Genomic DNA, 18,297 nt, shown 5'->3' on the forward strand with positions numbered 1-18,297 from the left:
AAAAAAATTTGACCTTGCGATGCGTTTCACAAAAAACCATGCGCCTACCAGCGCGAGCGGTGGCTTTCCGTCACCCCGGCCAATTGCGCCACGATGCGCTTGGGCGACTCCGCGCTGGCGCGCACCCAGCCGCTGAACGTGCCGATCGGCTGGATGTAGCGGCTGGCGGCGATCCACAGGTTTTTATCCTCGCGCCGCGCGCCTTCCGGCTTGAAGTGCAGGTCCAGCAAATCGTCGTCCGTCCACACATGCCATGGCGCCAGCGGATTGTCGGGATTGAAATCGAAATGCGCGCGGCCCAGCGGATACAGCTGGCCATCGAGCCACAGCGCGTTTTCATGCGCGCCGAAATAGCCGGCCTGCAGATTGAAACCCAGGTCCAGGCTGTGCGCCGAGGCCCAGCGCCATTCCGTCTCGCGCGCCAGCAAGCCGTTCGAATAATCGAAGCTGGCCACGCCGTCATCGAGGCTGTAGCCCATGGCGCCGCAGCGCACGGTGCCCCACAAGGGCAAGCCGCCCGACTTTTGCGTCGCATGCACGCTGCCGCCCTCGCCCACGGGACCCACGGCCAGCAAGGTGGGCGCCACGGGCGGGCCGCATTCCGCGTCGATGCCGAAATGGCCGCAATCGAGCCGCAATCGGTAGCGCTGCTGCGGCAGGGCCTCAATGGAGATCACTTGCGAAAGGAAACGGAAACGGCTGCTGGCGCCCGCGTGCGGCGCGACAGTAGCGGACAGGCCCGGCACGCCATCCTGCGAAAAGGCCGCCACGATCTTGCCCTTGTGGCGGTCGAAGGCATACGCGAAGGCCGTGCTGGTCCAGCCCAGGTCGACGATGGCCACGCCGCAGAACAGGGTGGGCGTGGACAGGGCCACGTAATGCCAGCGCTTGTGGTGGAACAGCCGCCAGAGGACGCCGCGCGCATAGGGCGGCGCCAGCGCGGCCCAGTCGAAGGCGTCCAGCTGGCCCGTGTAGCGGCCAAAGCGGGGCTGGCCGTCGGCGTCGAGCAGATGGGAAGGAGCAGCTGGCAGCGTCATGCGGCCTGCCTTGCGGCAGCGCCGCCGTCGTGCAGGGCCTCGGCCAGCTGGGCGCCGAAGGCTGCCGGCTGTGTCTGCGCAATATCAATATCGGGACAGGCATGCCAGAGCGCCAGCCGCTGCACGGCGCCTGCCACGTCCTGCACCAGGCGGGCACTGAGGCGCACGCCCACTTCCAGCGCCAGCGACTTGATCTCGAAGCGCCCCTGCGCGCGATGCGCCTTGGCGTCCAGCCGTCCCACGAGCGCGCCGCGCCGCAAGACCGGCAAGGTGAAATAGCCATAGCGGCGTTTTTCAGCGGGCGTATAGCATTCGAGCCGGTAGTCAAAGCCGAACAGTTCCAGCGCGCGGCGCCGGTCCCACACGACAGGATCGAACGGAGATAAAATCGTCGTCAGGGTGGGGGCCAGCTTGCCGGCCGCCGCGTCGCGCAGCAACTCCCCATGGTCCGCATGCACGTACACGGCGTCCATCCAGCCATCGACCGTGCAGCGCAGCAGCGCGCCCTCGTCCACCAGCGCCTGCAAATCGTGCGCCAGGCTGGCGCGCGACTGCTTGGTGCGGAAGTAGTCGCTGATCCAGCTGGCGCGCGCCAGGCCCAGCGCCTTCACGCTGGCCAGCAGCAGGCGCCGGCGCACCTGTTCTTCCGGCGGCAGCAAGCCGTCGTGCCAGTCTGGCAGCACCCGTTCGGCCAGGTCGTAGTAGCGCTGGAACTGATGGCGTTTGGCGATCATCAGCACGCCCGAGGTAAACAAGACTTCGAGCGAGCGCTTTTCCGGCTTCCAGCTCCACCAGCCGCCCGCCTTGCCATCCGTGCGCTCGAAGTCGGCCGAGCGCGCGGCGCCGTTGGCGCGGATATGCTCGAGCACCGAAGCGACGGCGTCCCCCTGCTCGGCCATCCATTTGACGGAATACTTCCATCCCATGGCGGCCGGATCGAGCATGCGGTGACGGTACAAGCCATAGTCTTCGATGGGCACGAAGCACGCTTCATGCGCCCAGTACTCGAACAGCGCGCCCTCGGCCAGCAATTGCTCGAGCCACGGCTGCGGATAGTCGCCCAGCCGGCTCCACAGCACCAGGTAAGGGCTGCGCGCGACCACGTGAATGGTGTCGATCTGCAGCACGCCCATCTGGCGGATGGCGGCCAGCACGTCGGCCTTGACGGCCTTCTTGCGCCGCGCCTGCAGCAAGCCCTGCGCGGCCAGGTGCAAGGCGCGCGCGGCGGGCAGCGACAAGGAGGGGACTTCGGAAGGAATGGGCTGGTGGGGGCTGTGCATAACAGAAAGATACCGCATTCTGCCCGTCGCTTGTGCGTTTTATCGCTATCGGATCGCGCGGCCGCTGGCCACGCTAGGCTGCGGGAAACATGACCGTCACCGCCAGCCCCCTGCCCTGCAAGCCGGCGCCGAGGATGATGTCCGCGCCATGCCGCTCGGCGATGCGGCGCACGATGGACAATCCCAGGCCGCTGCCGGGCAGCTGTCCGCCGCCCAGGCGCACGAAACGTTCGAACACGCGCTCATGCAATTCCTCGGCGACGCCCGGCCCCGTATCGGCCACGCGCAGGTAGCTGCGCCCCGCTTCCACACCGCAGCTGACGGCCACAAAGCCCGGTGCCGGCGTATAGCGCAGCGCATTCTCGACCAGGTTGCGCAGCAATATCTGCAGGCTGTCGGCATCCAGCGCGCACGGCGCCGGCGCAAGGTTCACGGCCAGCGACAGCCCGTATGGCGCGGCCAGCGCCTGCCACTGCGCGGCCTGCCGAGACAGAAGCTCGGCCAGGTCGCCCGGCGCCAGCGCTGTCTCGGCATGCGACTGCGGATCGAGCCGCGCCAGCGCCAGCAACTGGTTGACGAGGCGCGTGGCCCGCTCCACGCTGGCGCCCAGGGCGGCGATGAATTCCTCGCGCTCGTCCGCGCTGCGGGCCCGCTGCAGCACTTGCAGATTGGTCTTGATGGCGGCCAGCGGCGTGCGCAGCTCGTGCGCCGCATCGGCCGTGAAGCGCTGCTCGTTGTCGCGGCTTTGCCGCACCCTGCCGAACAGGCGGTTAATTTCCAGCAGCAGCGGGTGCAGCTCGGCGGGCGCGCCAGCGAGCCTGACGTCGGCCAGTTCATCAGGCGTGCGCGCCGACACTTCATCGGCGGACGCCTGCAGCACGCGAAACACGCGGTGGATGCTCCACCAGATGGCAATCGTGGCCAGCACCACCAGCAGCAGGCCGAACACGGCGATGCGGTAAAAGAAGCCGCGGCTGATGTCGTCGCGGTGGCTGGTCGGCTCGGCCACCAGCAGTTGCAGGCTGCGCTGCGGGTCCCACAGCGAAAACAACCGCCAGCGCTGGCCGGCTATGCTGGTCCACGACAAGCCGTCCGGCGCGCTGCGCGACAGGGCGATGTCGGTCGCCGCGTCATTGCGGTACAGCACGCGCTGTTGCGCGTCGCGCACCTTGAACAGCAAATACTGGTGGGGATTCGGATGGCCGCGCAGCGGCAGGTCGATCGGTCCCGTCAAGCCGTGTTGGCGCGCATCCTTTTCCACCAGCGACAGCAGCAAATGGCCCGTCTCGATCAGCGACTGGTCGAACAACTCCTGGCTTTCGCGGCGCGCTTCCACGTAGACGATGGCGGCGCTGCCCACCCACAGGGCCAGGGTCAGTCCCAGCAGCACGGCCAGCAGGGTGCGCCGCAGCGACCATGTTTTCACCTTGCCGCCAGCCGTTAAGAATCTCTTAAGAACTTCTGCGCAAGATCCGGAGCGAAATATTTTTTGGGTAGCCATGGGCGCAATTGTAAATGATTCTTATTGTGTCAATGATTCCCATTAGCTTGCAGCAGCAACATCAACCGATAACTCATCCACCATCAGGAGTTTGCATGTCCAACAGCACCCGCCGCGCGCGCCTGCCGCGTCCCACCACCCTGGCCCTGGCCTTGGCCGCCCTGTCCTGCCTGCCGGCGCACGCCCAGACGGGCGCGCCGGCCAGCATGCCAGAAGTGGTGGTTTCCGCTTCCGGTTTCGAGCAGGACATCAAGCAGGCGCCGGCCTCGATCACGGTGCTGACGCGCCAGGAACTGTCGAAGGAGCGCTTCGGCAACCTGACGCAGGCGCTGGAAAGCGTGGAAGGCATCGACGTGGGCGCGGCGGGCGACAAGACGGGCGGCATGAACATCAGCATCCGCGGCATGCCCAGCGACTACACCCTGGTGCTGATCGACGGACGCCGCCAGAACGCGGCCGGCAACGTCACACCGAACGGTTTCGGCGGCACGCAGACGAGCTTCATGCCGCCGCTGGCCGCCATTGAGCGCATCGAGATCATCCGCGGCCCCATGTCGACCCTGTACGGCTCGGACGCCATGGGTGGCGTGATCAACATCATCACGCGCAAGGTGGGCAAGCAGTGGATGGGTTCTATCTCGGCTGACTACACCGTGCAGGAAGAATCCGATTTCGGCGACGTGAAAAACGGCCGCTTCTACCTGAGCGGCCCCATTGCCACCGACCTGCTGGGCCTGTCGCTGCGCGGCAGCAAGCAGCGCCGCGATGCGGCCAACATCCGCTACAACGACGCGGCCGGAGGGGAAAATGTGCCGAGCATGGGCGCCAACCCCGTGCGCGCGGACATTGACAACTTTGGCGCGCGCCTGGCCTTCACGCCAAACCGCTATCACACCGTCATCCTCGACGCGGACGCGGGCCGCCAGACCTACGACAATTCGAAGAAGCAACTGGGCACCCTGGGCTTGCAGGGCGGCTACGGTCCCGAGCAGAAATACAACCGCGACCAGTGGACCCTGTCGCACACGGGCCGCTTCGGCTTCGGCACGCTGGATAGCAGCTACATGGTGAACAAGACGGAAACCCTGGGCCGCACGATTCCGCCAGGCACGCCCGGCGCCGTCGCCGGCAGCGCGCGCACCCTGGAAGTGGAAAGCCAGGTGTTCGACACCAAGCTGGTCATGCCTTTGGGCAAGCACATGGCGACCATCGGCGCGCAGTGGTGGAAAGCGGAAATGACGGACGGCGTGGCGCCGAAAAAATTCGAATTCACGCAAAAAGCCCTGTTCGTGGAAGACGAATGGCAAGTGCTGGAGAACGTCGCGCTGACCTTCGGCGCCCGCTATGACGATCACAGCATCTTCGGCGGCCAGACCAGCCCCCGCGCGTATGCCGTGTGGAACGCGACGCCGAGCTGGACCGTCAAAGGCGGCATCAGCAAGGGCTACAAGACGCCGCGCGTGGAGCAACTGTCGCCAGGCATCAACGGTTTCGGCGGCCAGGGCACGATCCCCCTCGTCGGCAGCCCGGACTTGAAGCCGGAAACGAGCACGACGACGGAAATCGGCGCCTACTTCGACAACCTGGCCGGCTGGACGGCCAGCGGCTCCCTGTTCAACAATGAGTTCAAGGACAAGATCACGACGGGTACGGGCCTCGTCAATTGCGATTATCGCCCTTCGCCGAACCGTCCCGGCTGCGTCAGCTTCGGCAACTGGCCCAACGTCGATGCGTTTGGCCAGTCCGTCAACGTGGATGAGGCAGTCACGCGCGGCGTCGAGCTGAACACGCGCTTCCCGCTGGGCAAGACCTTGTCGGCCAGCGCCAACTACACGTACACGGAAAGTGAACAGAAGAGCGGCAGCAACGCGGGCAAGCCCCTGAGCGACACGCCCAAGCACGCCGTCAACGCACGCTTGAGCTGGGATATCTCGCGCGAATGGAACGGCTGGCTGCGCGCCGAGTACCGCAGCGAGCGCTTCCGCGATCCGGGCACCTCGGCTTCCACGCGCGCCGCCAAGGCCGCGCTGGGCGACTACAAGGGCTACACCATGCTGCACCTGGGCACCAGCTACCAGTTGAACAAACGCGTCACCCTGAACGCGGCCGTGTACAACTTGCTCAACAAGGACTTCATCGACTACCAGCCATACCGTGGTTCATCGGCGCCGACCTTGACCTACGCCAACCGCTATGTCAACAGCCTGGACGGACGCCGCCTGTGGTTGTCGGCCACCGTCGATTTCTGATGCGTTGATGGCTGACCAGCCATAGAGCACAAGGGGCTGCCTCAGGGCGGCCCGTTTTTTTCGTCAAGCCGCTTTGGGCTTGTCGATGCAATAACCGATCGCATGCACGGTGCGTATCAGGTCCCGCCCCAGCTTCTTGCGCAGGTGGTGGATGTGCACTTGCACGGCATTGCTTTCCACCTCGCCGCCCCAGCTGTACAGGTTTTTCTCCAGCTGTTCCCGGCTCAGCACCCGGCCGCCGTGTTCCAGCAGCAGTTGCAGGATGCGAAATTCCTTCACCGTCAGCAGCACGGGCAAGCCCCCTTGCGTCACCTGCCGGTCGGCGATATCGAGCACCAGGTCGCCGTGCACGAGATTTTCGCGCAGGCGGCCGGCGGCGCGGCGGCAGGCGCTGCGGATGCGCGCGGCCAGTTCGTCGAGGTCGAACGGTTTCACGATGAAGTCGTCGGCGCCCGCGTCGAGGCCGGCGATGCGCTCGCCCACCGTGTCGCGCGCCGTGACGACCAGCACGGCGCCGCTGTAGCCGTTATCGCGCAGCACGCCCAGCGCCTGCATGCCGTCCTGCCCCGGCAAGCCCAGGTCGAGCAAAATGCAGCCATAGTCGTGCAGGCGCACGGCCGTGTGCGCGTGTTCGGCGCTGGTGACCCAGTCGACGGCATAGCCGCCCTGTTCCAGGCCGATTTGCGTGGCGCGGCCCAGCTGCGGGTCGTCTTCGGTCAGCAAGATGCGCATGGGGAAAGCGGCGCGGCCCGCTCAGTCCTTTTTCTTGATCAGGCCCGCCAGCGCGGCAAACGGATTGTGCGTGGCGGGCGCCACCTCGGCCGACAGCAGGCTGGTGCCACGGTCCGCTTCCAGGTAGCGCGAGTGCTCATTGTCGTGGCAATACAGGCACAGCAGTTCCCAGTTGCTGCCGTCCGGCGGATTGTTGTCGTGGTTGTGGTCGCGGTGATGCACGGTCAGCTGCTGCACGTTGGCGCGCGTAAATTCGCGCATGCAGCGGCCGCACACCCACGGATACATCTTCAGCGAGCGCTCGCGGTAGCCGCTCTCGCGCTGGTCGGCGGCGCGGCGCGCTTCGGCCACGATCTTGTCCAGCCGTGCCGCATCGGGCTTTTTACTCTGCATGACAACTTTCGATATGGGAGGTAGAAGCGTCCATTTTAATGAGGATGCGGGCGCAATTGTACTTTTTCTGCCACGCCGCCAGCCCGTGTCGCCGCCGGCGTGCTTTTTTTAGCGTGCGCGGCACCACAATTACTTGATTTAACGCAAAATAAGCCCAGCGACAGACCGCGAACAGACGATGGGCGTGGCGGCGACGGGCTTATGCGCAAGGCAGCCGATTTCGGCTATCATGCGCGCCACGCCGCCCCTCCCTTTTTCCATGAATCTAGCCTGCAAGCGCCCGTGATAGCGATAACGAGACCCCTGCAACGCCTTGCCCGCCGCCTGTACCGCATCAGTCTGGTGCCCCTGTTCGCGCTCATCCTGCTGCTGGCGCTGTGGGCGGCCGTCTACTATCAGGTGGGCCAGGAGCGGGCCAGCGCCGTGCGCGACGCCGTCGCCGTCAGCCAGTCGCTGGCGCGCACCCTGGCCGACCATACCAGTTTCACCCTGCGCCAGACGGACCACGCCACACAGCTGTTCAAGCTCAAATACGAGGAAACGGGCGGCGGCCTGCGCCTGAATGAATTCACGCGCCGCCAGGGCCTGCTCGACAGCGTGCTGCCATCGAAGCTGGAACTGCCGATCGCCCTCATCGACGCGCACGGCAATGTGCTCGACAGCGCCCACGCCTATCTGCCGGAAAACCTGGCCACGCAGCCTTTTTTCAGGGCGCTGGCCGCCAATGCCTCCGACACGGCCCTGGTCGACACCCCCATGCTCGACGCGGACGGCAAGCGCTGGACCATCCGCCTGGCGCGCCGCCTGAACGATGCGCGGGGCCGCTTCGCCGGCGCCATCGTCATCCTCGTCGACCCCACGTATTTCGTCGACGACTACGACCGCCTGAACCTCGACGAGCATGGCGCGCTGATGCTGGTAGCGCGCGACAGCGGCCTGACGGTGGGGCGCATCGGCGAGCAATTGATACACAGCGACCGCATCGACTTCCGCATGCCGGGACCGCCGCAGCACGCCGCCGAGGAACTGCTGATCGAACCGCCCGTCGACGCGACGCCGCGCATCTACAGCTACCACGAGCTGCCGCGCTACCCGCTGCTGGCCGTGGTGGGCGTGAGCCGCGCCGTCGCCCTGGCGCGCTTCGAACACCGCCGCCTCGTGTATGTCGGCGCGCTGCTCGCCGCCAGCGTGCTCATTGCAGGCTTTACGGCCCTGCTGATGCGCCAGAGCGCGCGCCTGCGCCGCAGCATCCGCCAGGCCACGGAAACGCAGGCGCTGCTGCGCGCGGCGCATCACGGCAGCCTCGACTCCGTGCTGCTGCTGAAAGCCTGGCGCCCCGCGCCGGGCAAGCCGGCGGAAGATTTCATTTTCGCCGACGTCAACGAGCGGGCCGCCGACATGCTGGGCAAGCCGCGCTCCGAACTGCTGGGCCAGCGCGTGCTGCAGCAGATGCCGCTGCTGCGCGGCGAGCGTTTCTTCAAGCGCTTCGTGCTGGTGATGGAAACGGGCCAGCCGCTGGAAGATGAATTCGAGCTGCCGCTGGCCTCGGGCGGCACGCGCTGGCTGCGCCACCAAGTGGTGCCGATCACCGACGGCGTGGCCGTCACCTCGCGCGACATCAGCGCGCGCAAACACGACGAACTGGCGCTGCAGGACAACCGCAGCTTCCTGCAATCGCTGATCGACCATTTGCCCGTGCTGGTCTACGTGAAAAGCGCGCGCCCGGAAAACTTCGGCCAGATGGAAGTGTGGAACAAGGCGGCCGAGGACATCACCGGCCACCTGGCCGCCGACGTCATCGGCAAGACCGATTGCCAGGCCTTCCCGCCCGACTTCGGCCTGCACGATGCCGAGGACGACCGCGCCATCCTGGCCGAGCGCGGCGTCATCGACCATACGGAAAAGCCGCTGCGCCTGCCCGATGGCAGCCTGCGCTACCTGCACGCCGTCTCCGTGCCCGTGTTCGACGAGCGCCAGCAGATCGAACATATCCTCGGCATCGCCGAAGACATCTCGCAGCGCCGCCAGCAGGAGCTGGAACTGCGGCAGAAACAGGCCGAGCTGGCCGCCGTCAACGACGCCTCGCCGCTCGGGCTGGTGCGCCTGGACCGCCAGCGCCGCTGCACCTACGTCAACCGCACCTTCGAATCGATCACGGGCTTGCCGCGCGCGGCCGCCCTGGGCGCCGGCTGGACCAGCGCCCTGCACCCGGACGACTATCCGTTGATGCACGTGGCGCTGGAACAGCTCACGCGCAGCCATGCGCCGTTCCAGTCCACCCTGCGCTGCCTGCAGCGCGACGGCAGGCTGGTGTGGGTATCCGTCAAAATCGCGCCCATCCTCATCGACGGCCAGATCGAAGGCTACGTGGGGACCCTGGACGACATCACCACCTTGCGCGAATCGGAAGTGGCGCTGCTGGAAAGCGAAGCGCGCCTGCGTACCATCGCCGACACCTTGCCGGCCATGATCGCGTACATCGACGCAGACCAGGTCTACCGCTTCCTGAACATCGCCTACGAACGCGAATTCGGCCTGACGGGACGGCTGGTGCTGGGCAAGAGCGTGCGCGACACGGTGGGCGAAGCGCGCTACGGCACGGTGGCGCCGTATATCGAAAGAGTGCTGGCCGGCGAAACGTTGAGCTTCGAGGAAGAAGACGAGAAGGAAGGCATCGAGCGCTGCATGGAAGTGATCTACATCCCGCAGATCGGCGAAGACAAGCTGCAGGTGGTGGGCTTTCACGTGATGCGCCAGGATATCACCGTGCAAAAGCGCGAAAAACAGCGCCTGCTGAAACTGGCCCAGGTCGATGCGCTGACGGGCTTGTCGAACCGCGCCGGCTTCCAGCAAAAACTCAGCGACGCCATGCACGCGAGCCGCCAGCAGCAGCACCTGATGGCCGTCATGTACATGGATATCGACCGCTTCAAGCCCGTCAACGACACGCACGGCCACGGCACCGGCGACGCCCTGCTGCGCGCCTTCGCCCAGCGCCTGACGCACACCATGCGCGCCACCGACATCATCGCCCGCCTGGGCGGCGACGAATTCACCATCATCATGGAACAGATCACCCGGCCCGACGACGCGGCCGTGCTGGCGGAAAAAATCGTCGCCGCCATGCAGCAGCCGTTCGAACTCGATGGCATCACCGTGCGCATTTCCGCCAGCATCGGCCTGGCCTTCTACCGCGACGAAGACATTTCGCCCGCCGTACTGCTGCAGCGGGCCGACGTACTGCTGTACAAGGCCAAGCAGGATGGCAGGAATACCTATCGCGCCGGCGCGTTGACGGCTTGATATAGCCACTGGCGCATGCCGTCATTCCTGCTATATTGGCGCCTGTCTCCCCTACCCTTGCCACACCATGCGCCTGCTGCACACTTCCGACTGGCATCTGGGCCAGACCCTGCACAATTATGAAAGGGGCTACGAACACCAGCGCTTCCTCGACTGGCTGCTCGACACGCTCGTCGCCGAACAGGCCGACGTGCTGCTGGTGGCGGGCGATGTGTTCGACAACGCCAACCCGTCGGCCGCCTCGCAAAAGCAGTTATATGTCTTCCTGCAGCAGGCGCGCGCGCGCCTGCCCGCGCTGCAGCTGGTCGTCGTCGCCGGCAACCACGATTCGGCGGGGCGGCTGGAAGCGCCCGGCCCCCTGCTGGCTGCGCATGGCACTCACGTGATTGGCCATCTGCTGCGCGACGAGGCAGGCAATATCGACCTGGAACGCCTGCTGCTGCCGCTCGCCGGCAGCGACGGGCAAGTGCAGGCCTGGTGCCTGGCCGTGCCCTTTTTGCGCCCCGGCGACGTGCCGAAACTGCCGGCCGGCGATACGCAGGACGCCTACCTGGGCGGCATCGCCCTGCTGTACCGGCAATTGACGGACCTGGCGCTGGCGCGCCGCCAGCCCGGCCAAGCCATCATCGCCATGGGCCACTGCCACATGGTGGGCGGCGAAATGTCGAACGATTCGGAGCGCCGCATCGTCATCGGCGGCACGGAAATGCTGCCGTCGGGGATTTTTGATACCGCCATCGCGTATGCGGCGCTGGGCCATTTGCACAAGGCGCAAGCCGTGGGCGGCCAGGAGCGCATCCGCTACTGCGGCAGCCCGATTCCCCTGTCCTTCGCGGAAGTGAACTACCGCCACCAGGTGCTGTGCCTCGACATCGATGGCGAGCAATTACGCGAGGTACGCGTCATCGAAGTGCCGCGCGCCGTGCCCCTGCTGCGCGTGCCTGCCACGCCGGCGCCCATCAACGAAGTGCTGGCGCAGCTGGCCGCCCTCGACGTACCCGCCGCGCCACCGGAAGCGCAGCCCTTCCTGGAAGTGCGCGTGCGCCTCGATGCGCCGGAACCGGGCCTGCGCACGCGCATCGAAACGGCGCTCGACGGCAAGCACGTGCGCCTGGCGAAGATCGAAACCTCGAGCGCCGCGCGCAGCAGCGCACCCGAGAACATGACGCTAGACCAATTGGGCCAGCTGCAGCCCGACGACATCTTCCGCCGCCTGTACCTGCAAAAATACGGCAAGGAAGCGCCGCCCGAACAACTGTCCGCCCTGGCCGAACTGCTGCTGCCCGGCGCGTGAGCGCAACTGAAGAACCATGAAAATCCTGAAAATCAGCGGCAAGAACCTGGCCTCGCTGGCCGGCGAATTTGAAGTCGACTTCCAGCAGGAACCGCTGGCGTCATCCGGCCTGTTCGCCATCAGCGGTCCCACGGGCGCGGGCAAGAGCACCCTGCTCGACGCCCTGTGCCTGGCCCTGTACGACGCCACGCCGCGTTTGCTGAAAGTGCTGGGACGGGGCAGCGCCCTGCCCGACGTGGGCAAGGAAACCGTCAACGCCCAGGATACGCGCACCCTGCTGCGCCGCGGCACGCCGGACGGCTACGCGCAGGTCGACTTCGTCGGCAACGACGGCGCAAGCTACCGCGCGCGCTGGAGCGTGCGCCGCTCGCGCACCAAGGCGGAAGGCGCGCTGCAGGCCACCGCCATGAGCTTGCACCAGCTGCCCGCGCTGCAGCCCATCGGCGGCACCAAGACGGAAGTCAAGGAAGAGATCGAAAAGCGCATCGGCCTGTCGTTCGACCAGTTTACGCGCGCCGTGCTGCTGGCGCAAAACGAGTTTTCCACCTTCCTCAAGACGGAAGACAATGAGCGGGGCGAATTGCTGGAAACCCTGACGGGCAGCAGCATCTATACCGACATTTCCATGCGCGCCTTCGAGCGGGCGAAAAAGGAAAAACAGGTCCTCGAACGCCTGGGCGAAAAGCTGGCCGACCAGCGGCCATTGTCGCCGGAAGAACGGGCCGATACCGAAGCGTCAAGCGGTGCAGCCGAGACCACCCTGCACACCATCGACTTGCGCAAGGCCGTACTGGAACTGCAGCAGCGCTGGCACCAGGAGACGCACAAGCTGCAAAGCCAGATAACAGTGGCGCAGGAAGTGCTCGATGGCGCGGATGCCGAACGGGCCGCAGCCGAAGAGCGCCGCGCGGCGCTGGCGCAGTGGGAATTGCTGCAGCCGGCGCGGCCCCTGATCGACGATGTCGCGCGCCTGGCCGGCGAGATCGCCAGCACCGGCGCCGCGCTGGAAGCGTCGCGCCTGCAGGCCGCGCAAGCCGTTGCCAGCGAGACGCAGCTGGCGCAGGCCGTGCAGCTGGCGGCAGCGGCCTTGCAGGCCCGAGAAGCGGCGCAGCACGATGCGGCGCCCCTGCTCGACCAGGCAAAAGCGCTTGACGCGGGCATTGCGGCCCACTTGCCGGCGCACCGCCAGGCCAGGGAAGGGGCAGTGGCGGCAGACCATGCCAACGAGACGGCGCGCGCTACCTTGCACGATCTGCGGCAGGGCCAGCACGCCATGCAGGCGGAGCAGGAAACGGGCCGCCTGTGGCTGGCATCGCACCAGCACTGGCAAGCGCTGGCCACGTCGTGGCAATTGTCGGACCAGCTATTCGCCCAGGCCGGCCAGGCCGCCGCGCAAACCGATGCGGCCGAGGCCAAAGTGGCCGAAGCGGCGCAGCTGGAGCGCGCGGCAGGCAGCGCGGGCCACGCGGCGCAAGCCGCATTGACGGCCGCCGCCGCCACACTCGCCGCGCACGATGCGCAGCGGCGCGAGGCGCTGTCCGCCGTGCAAGCCTTCGACGGACAACTGCTGCAGGAACAGCGCGGCCAGCTGGAAGACCATGCGCGCCAGTTGAATATGGCGGAAAAAACGTGGACGGAGCTAGCGCGCCAGCGGCAGGCGCTGGCGCACGGGCAAGCGAGAGCCGCGCAACTGGCGCAGGCCGCGCAAACGGAAAGCACGGCTCTGGCGACGCAAGTGGCACAAACGGCGCTGCTGGAAGCGCGCCTGGCACAGGCGGAAAAATCCTTGAAAGGCGCGGAAGCGGCATGCGCGGCCAGCGTCGAACAGCTGCGGGCCAATTTGCAGGACGAGCATCCCTGCCCCGTCTGCGGCGCACTGGAACACCCGTACAGCCACGCGGATGACGCCTTGCAGGCGATGCTAGCCAGCTTGCAGAATGAAGTACTGGCCTGCCGCGCGCAAGCGCGCGGCAATCTGGAGCAACTGGCCACGCACAGGGCGGCACTGGCCACGACGGCGCGCGAACAAGCGCAAACGGATGCCGAACTGGCAGCACTGCCGCCCGTCATCGACAGCTTGCATGCACAATGGCAGCCGCATGCCGATACCCTGCATCTGCCGCCGGAAAACCAGCGCGCGGACTGGTTCGCACAGCAACTGGCAACCAATGCGGCAGCCCTGCAAGCGCTGGCGCAGCAGGAAACGGCGCTGCGCCAGGCCAGCGCACGGCGTGAGCAAGCGCAGGCGGCGCACGAACTGGCCAGCGCGGAACACGCGCGTCTGGCGGCCGCCGTCGCCGAAACGCAGACACGGCTGGCACAGTTGCAGGCGCAGCAGGCGGCCAGTCTGGACAAGGCGGAAACGTCGCGCAGCACGCTTGACGGCTTGCTGGCGCAGCTCGATGCCGCGTTTGCCGACGTGGAAGGCGCCGAGGGCTGGAAAGACAACTGGCGCGCCGGCCCCGCCACCTTCCGCGCGGCGCGTGAATCGGAAAGCCGGCAATGGCTGAAACAGCAGGCGGACCAGGACCAGCGCAGCCACGCGCTGGCGACCCTGGCAGCACAGCTGGAAGCGGAGCTGCTGGCCGCTGGCAAGGCGCAGCAAACGGCGCAGGAGGCCCACGCCGCCTTTGCCGCCGCCGACAAACAGCTCACGGCACTGCAGGCGCAGCGCCACGCGCTATGGCAGGGCCAGAGCGTGGCCGAGGTGGAACGCAGCCTGGCAACGGCCGTCGCGCAGGCCAAGGAGCGGCTGGCGCAGCAGCAAACGGCGGCACAGTCGGCCAGCCAGCAACGCACGCGCCTCGACGAAGCGTGCGCGCAGCTGTCGCAGCGCCTGGCCGCCTTGCGTGAACAGGAACACGGCGCCACCGTCGCCCTGCACGACTGGCTGCAGCAGTTCCGGCAGCTTCACGCCGGCCACGCGCCCGCCACGCTCGACGAGTTGCGTGCGCGCCTGGCCATCGCGCCGGAAGCGATGCGCGCCGAACGCGACGCCCTGCAAGTGATCGCCGACCGCCACACGGCGGCCCTCTCCGTGCTGGCCGAACGGCGGCAGCAGCTGGCGATGCACGTGCAACAGCCGCCGCAGGCGCTGGAAATGGACGTGGCCGTGCTGCAGGCCGCGCTCGACGCGCTGCTGCAGGAACGCCAGGCGGTCAACCAGGAAGCGACGCGCTTGCGCCTGGCCATCGCGCAGGACGACGCACGGCGCCACAGCGCGCAAGCGATGCTGGCGCAGATCGAGGCGCAAGCCGTCATCGAGCGGCGCTGGGCCAGCCTGAATGAATTGATCGGCTCGGCCGACGGCAAGAAATTCCGTAACTATGCGCAGCAATTCACCCTGGAAGTACTGCTCGGCTATGCCAACGCGCACCTGAACCACCTGGCGCGCCGCTACCAGCTGGAACGCATCGACAACCCGAACAATCCATCGCTGGGCCTGATGGTGCGCGACCAGGACATGGGCGGCGAGCTGCGCTCCGTGCACTCGCTGTCGGGCGGCGAATCGTTCCTCGTTTCGCTGGCCCTGGCGCTGGGCCTGGCCTCGCTGTCATCGAACCGGGTGCGCGTGGAATCGCTGTTCATCGACGAAGGCTTCGGCAGCCTGGACACGGAAACCCTGCGCGTGGCCATGGATGCGCTCGACGGCCTGCAAGCGATGGGCCGCAAGGTGGGCGTCATCTCGCACGTACAGGAAATGACGGAGCGCATCGCCACCCGCATCCTCGTGCAGCCGGGATCCGGCGGCAAGAGCGTGGTGACGGTGCGCTAGGCCGCTAACGGCTGGCCGGCTCCCGGCACAGCCTGAGCATATCCCAGCCAAGTTCGCGGCGGATCTGCTCGGGGTCGGGCGGCGGCCGGCGCTGTTCCAGCTCCGCTTTCAGCCACTTCCTGACCAGCTCCTTGGCGGGCTGTGCAGGCTTTTCCTTGTCATGCTTGTCCATGGTGCTACCTCTTCAATGGCGGTCAGACGACCTCCTATATACGCTCAACGTCATGACGCGGATTCAGTTGACGTACGCGTGGCGCAGATGCAACAACGTGTAACGATGACCGGAGTGCGTTAAAATCGCCGCCTTCGCGCAGATGAACTCTACGCCCCGCAACAGTTCAAGGAACCCCATGAAAGCCGCCCGCAGCCTCACCTTCAAGTGCGTAAAATGTCACAAATCCATGCAGGTCTACCTGCAAAAAGTCTCCGCCTGCTCGCATATCCAGCCGTATCAGGGCATTTGCACATGCGGCGAACTCAAGCGTCACGCCACGGGCCAGGCCGATGCCGTCAAGTCTTACCTGGAGTCGGCAGACGGTAGCTGGTCGCACCACCACTAATGGTTAAAGAATGGGCGTAGAACGCCGTTAATAACGGTACTTCGCTCATTGAGAAACCGCCATGTCCCAGCTACCCGCCCTCGCCAGCCGTCAACCCGCCTCGAATACGCTGGCTGGCCAGCAGCCGTCCCGCACGGGCAGCGGCGCCACGGGCCTGGCCGCTTCGCCCCTGATGCAGCGCACGGCGCAAGACGTGGTGGCGCTGTCGAAAAATGGCCTGGACCTGTCGGCCAGGGGACTGTCGGCCAGGGGACTGTCGCAACGCACCGATGCGCTGGGCAACGCCACCGTCGACGTGGCGCAGGATTTTCTGAACAACATGACACGCCAGCTGTTTGGCGACGGCGCCACTGTCGCCTTCGATTCGGTCGACCTGCAAGCCGGATCCAGCTTCAGCAGCGGCAGCGCCAGCGTTTCGGGCGCGGGCGGCAGCAGCCGCGCGGCCGCCTTCAGCCTCGATGAAAACGCCCATTTCATCGGCAAGGGCAAGATCACGACGGCCGATGGCCAGACCTTCGACTTCGAAGTGGAAGTGCAATATCAATCGAACATCAGCGCGGGCGTCCTTGAGCAAACGCAGAATGCCGCCGAGGAAGCAGGCTCCGCCGATGACACAAACCTGCCCGCGAAAGAGTTGCCGGCCACGCATTTCGGCGGCAATCTGCACGACCTGTTCAAGCTGCTGGGCCAGCAATTGCAAAGCAACATTTTTAACAGCAACGCCGATGGCGCCAGCGCCAGCGGCAAGGATGGCGACCTGGCGGGCAGCCTGAGCTTGCGTTTGCTCAAGCTGGTGCAGCCGGATACAGCGGTCGACGCCGCCAAGGAAGAGCAGGCGCGCGCCCGTGCGCTGGCGCTGGCCTATGGCACGGACACGGCAAACAGCACGGCCAGCAACGTATAATGGAAGACGGCCTGCGCGGCGACCATGCCGCGCGCCCACCTTCTATCGATTGAATCCCATGTCCGACACTTCTTCCCCTACCGTTCATCCGCAGATCCACTGGAGCGAAAACGGCGCCGAGCATTCGGCCCGCTGGCGCTCGGAAAGCGGCATGCCGCCGCCCAAGCGCGTCGTCATCGCCGATGACCGCACGACGGCCGACCAGGCTTACCGCCTGGCCTGCGAAGGCACGGCCATGCTGTGGCGCGGCGACTTCCAGAACGCGCGCCAGCTGCTGCAGGCGCTGGCGCGGCGCGCCGACCACAAGAACGACAAGCCGAGCAAAAAGGCCAAGGCCGCCAAACTGGCCAAGCCGGAACCGTCCGCCACGGAAGCGTTTCACTTGCACCGCCAGGCCCAGTCGCAGCGCGCCCGCACCTTGGCCATGCTGCTGCTGCCTTTTGATGCCGACTACACGATTCCGCTGCGCCGCGCGCCGGACGTGAAACTGGCGTGCAATGAAGCGTATGGCCGCGGCGAAGAGCCATTCGTCGCCTCGCTGCGCGAACTGCTGGGCCTGATCGGCGCGCACGAATGGCGCCGCACTGGCGTGGAACTGCCGGCCCTGGGCCAGCGCATCCACCCGCATTACGGCGTGTTCGCGCCGATCCGCGGCGAATACGTGGGTCTGGTGATGGAAGCGCCGCTGCCCGCGCGCGCCAAGCTGGCCTTCGACATCGGCACCGGCACGGGCGTGCTGGCCGCCGTGCTGGCGCAGCGCGGCGTCCAGCGCATCGTCGCCACCGACCAGGACCCGCGCGCCCTGTCCTGCGCGCGCGAAAACCTGGCCCGCCTCGATGTGATCGACAAGGTCGAGGTGGTGCAGGCCGACCTGTTCCCTGCCGGCCGCGCCCCGCTCGTCGTGTGCAATCCGCCATGGCTGCCGGCCCGCCCAAGCTCGCCGATCGAATACGCCGTCTACGATCCGGACAGCCGCATGCTGCGCGGCTTCCTCGCCGGTCTGGTCGACCACCTGGAGCCGGGCGGCGAAGGCTGGCTGATTTTGTCGGACCTGGCCGAGCACCTGGGCCTGCGCCCGCGCGCGCAATTACTGGAATGGATCACGCAAGCGGGCTTGAAAGTCATCGACCGCCTGGACGTGAAACCCACGCACCCGCGCGCGCAGGACGCGACGGACAGCCTGCATGCGGCCCGCTCGCAGGAAATCACCTCGCTGTGGCGCCTGGCGGCGGCGTAATCCAGCCAGCCATTGCGCATTGCAGCAAACCC

General features: G+C 66.5%; 13 protein-coding genes. 7 read left to right on the top strand and 6 right to left on the bottom strand.

Annotation, left to right across the window (positions count from 1 at the left end):
- Positions 1-44 precede the first annotated feature (44 nt).
- The 3 genes from ACPJXG_RS18525 to ACPJXG_RS18535 form a co-directional block, all read right to left on the bottom strand.
- A complete protein-coding gene (locus tag ACPJXG_RS18525) occupies positions 45-1,037 on the bottom strand; it encodes a DUF2804 domain-containing protein (protein WP_425251949.1) in 993 nt (330 codons plus the stop codon).
- On the bottom strand, positions 1,034-2,317 hold the full coding sequence (locus ACPJXG_RS18530; protein WP_425251950.1) for a winged helix-turn-helix domain-containing protein: 1,284 nt from the start codon (positions 2,315-2,317) through the stop codon (positions 1,034-1,036). Before ACPJXG_RS18530 ends, ACPJXG_RS18525 begins: the two co-directional genes overlap by 4 nt.
- A 73-nt stretch (positions 2,318-2,390) precedes the next feature.
- A complete protein-coding gene (locus tag ACPJXG_RS18535; protein ID WP_425251951.1) occupies positions 2,391-3,743 on the bottom strand; it encodes an ATP-binding protein in 1,353 nt (450 codons plus the stop codon).
- 170 nt (positions 3,744-3,913) lie between these two features.
- Between ACPJXG_RS18535 and ACPJXG_RS18540 the strand changes: the two genes are divergently transcribed.
- Positions 3,914-6,067 (top strand): TonB-dependent receptor domain-containing protein, encoded by a 2,154-nt coding sequence (locus tag ACPJXG_RS18540; protein WP_425251952.1) that lies wholly within the window; start codon positions 3,914-3,916, stop codon positions 6,065-6,067.
- Positions 6,068-6,130: 63 nt separating this feature from the next.
- Here the strand turns inward: ACPJXG_RS18540 and ACPJXG_RS18545 are convergent, their stop codons facing one another.
- Positions 6,131-6,799 (bottom strand): response regulator, encoded by a 669-nt coding sequence (locus tag ACPJXG_RS18545; protein WP_278318423.1) that lies wholly within the window; start codon positions 6,797-6,799, stop codon positions 6,131-6,133.
- Positions 6,800-6,820: 21 nt separating this feature from the next.
- Positions 6,821-7,192, bottom strand: a complete 372-nt coding sequence (locus ACPJXG_RS18550; protein WP_425251953.1) for a YajD family HNH nuclease — start codon at positions 7,190-7,192, stop codon at positions 6,821-6,823.
- Positions 7,193-7,474: 282 nt separating this feature from the next.
- On the opposite strand from ACPJXG_RS18550, the gene ACPJXG_RS18555 reads away from it, so the two are divergent.
- The 3 genes from ACPJXG_RS18555 (at position 7,475) to ACPJXG_RS18565 (ending at position 15,564) form a co-directional block, all read left to right on the top strand.
- Positions 7,475-10,495 (top strand): PAS domain-containing protein, encoded by a 3,021-nt coding sequence (locus ACPJXG_RS18555; RefSeq protein ID WP_425251954.1) that lies wholly within the window; start codon positions 7,475-7,477, stop codon positions 10,493-10,495.
- Between the two features lie 67 nt (positions 10,496-10,562).
- A complete protein-coding gene (locus tag ACPJXG_RS18560) occupies positions 10,563-11,789 on the top strand; it encodes an exonuclease SbcCD subunit D C-terminal domain-containing protein (RefSeq protein WP_425251955.1) in 1,227 nt (408 codons plus the stop codon).
- Between the two features lie 16 nt (positions 11,790-11,805).
- Positions 11,806-15,564 carry an AAA family ATPase gene (locus ACPJXG_RS18565; protein ID WP_425251956.1) on the top strand — a complete coding sequence of 1,253 codons (3,759 nt, stop codon included), beginning with the start codon at positions 11,806-11,808 and terminating at the stop codon, positions 15,562-15,564.
- 4 nt (positions 15,565-15,568) lie between these two features.
- Here the strand turns inward: ACPJXG_RS18565 and ACPJXG_RS18570 are convergent, their stop codons facing one another.
- Positions 15,569-15,736, bottom strand: a complete 168-nt coding sequence (locus tag ACPJXG_RS18570) for a hypothetical protein (RefSeq protein ID WP_166449232.1) — start codon at positions 15,734-15,736, stop codon at positions 15,569-15,571.
- Positions 15,737-15,914: 178 nt separating this feature from the next.
- Here ACPJXG_RS18570 and ACPJXG_RS18575 point away from each other — a divergent pair, with 178 nt between their 5' ends.
- From ACPJXG_RS18575 to ACPJXG_RS18585, 3 genes are all read left to right on the top strand, one after another.
- Positions 15,915-16,124, top strand: a complete 210-nt coding sequence (locus ACPJXG_RS18575) for a hypothetical protein (protein ID WP_425251957.1) — start codon at positions 15,915-15,917, stop codon at positions 16,122-16,124.
- A 61-nt stretch (positions 16,125-16,185) separates the two neighbouring features.
- The gene (locus tag ACPJXG_RS18580) at positions 16,186-17,028 is read left to right on the top strand and encodes a hypothetical protein (RefSeq protein WP_425251958.1); all 843 of its coding nucleotides are present in this window, start codon (positions 16,186-16,188) and stop codon (positions 17,026-17,028) included.
- Positions 17,029-17,086: 58 nt separating this feature from the next.
- A complete protein-coding gene (locus tag ACPJXG_RS18585; RefSeq protein ID WP_425251959.1) occupies positions 17,087-18,265 on the top strand; it encodes a methyltransferase in 1,179 nt (392 codons plus the stop codon).
- The last annotated feature ends 32 nt before the right edge of the window (positions 18,266-18,297 follow it).

Origin of the sequence: Janthinobacterium sp. NFX145 (genome assembly GCF_049810325.1) — a bacterium.
GTDB lineage: Bacteria > Pseudomonadota > Gammaproteobacteria > Burkholderiales > Burkholderiaceae_D > Janthinobacterium > Janthinobacterium rivuli.

What these genes read in the sequence shown, in the direction of transcription:
- ACPJXG_RS18525 (WP_425251949.1), bottom strand. Translation starts at nt 1,037, where the DNA reads ATGACGCTGCCAGCTGCTCCTTCCCATCTGCTCGACGCCGACGGCCAG.
- ACPJXG_RS18550 (WP_425251953.1), bottom strand. Translation starts at nt 7,192, where the DNA reads ATGCAGAGTAAAAAGCCCGATGCGGCACGGCTGGACAAGATCGTGGCC.
- ACPJXG_RS18570 (WP_166449232.1), bottom strand. Translation starts at nt 15,736, where the DNA reads ATGGACAAGCATGACAAGGAAAAGCCTGCACAGCCCGCCAAGGAGCTG.
- ACPJXG_RS18565 (WP_425251956.1), top strand. Translation starts at nt 11,806, where the DNA reads ATGAAAATCCTGAAAATCAGCGGCAAGAACCTGGCCTCGCTGGCCGGC.
- ACPJXG_RS18575 (WP_425251957.1), top strand. Translation starts at nt 15,915, where the DNA reads ATGAAAGCCGCCCGCAGCCTCACCTTCAAGTGCGTAAAATGTCACAAA.
- ACPJXG_RS18540 (WP_425251952.1), top strand. Translation starts at nt 3,914, where the DNA reads ATGTCCAACAGCACCCGCCGCGCGCGCCTGCCGCGTCCCACCACCCTG.
- ACPJXG_RS18580 (WP_425251958.1), top strand. Translation starts at nt 16,186, where the DNA reads ATGTCCCAGCTACCCGCCCTCGCCAGCCGTCAACCCGCCTCGAATACG.
- ACPJXG_RS18560 (WP_425251955.1), top strand. Translation starts at nt 10,563, where the DNA reads ATGCGCCTGCTGCACACTTCCGACTGGCATCTGGGCCAGACCCTGCAC.
- ACPJXG_RS18545 (WP_278318423.1), bottom strand. Translation starts at nt 6,799, where the DNA reads ATGCGCATCTTGCTGACCGAAGACGACCCGCAGCTGGGCCGCGCCACG.
- ACPJXG_RS18585 (WP_425251959.1), top strand. Translation starts at nt 17,087, where the DNA reads ATGTCCGACACTTCTTCCCCTACCGTTCATCCGCAGATCCACTGGAGC.
- ACPJXG_RS18530 (WP_425251950.1), bottom strand. Translation starts at nt 2,317, where the DNA reads ATGCACAGCCCCCACCAGCCCATTCCTTCCGAAGTCCCCTCCTTGTCG.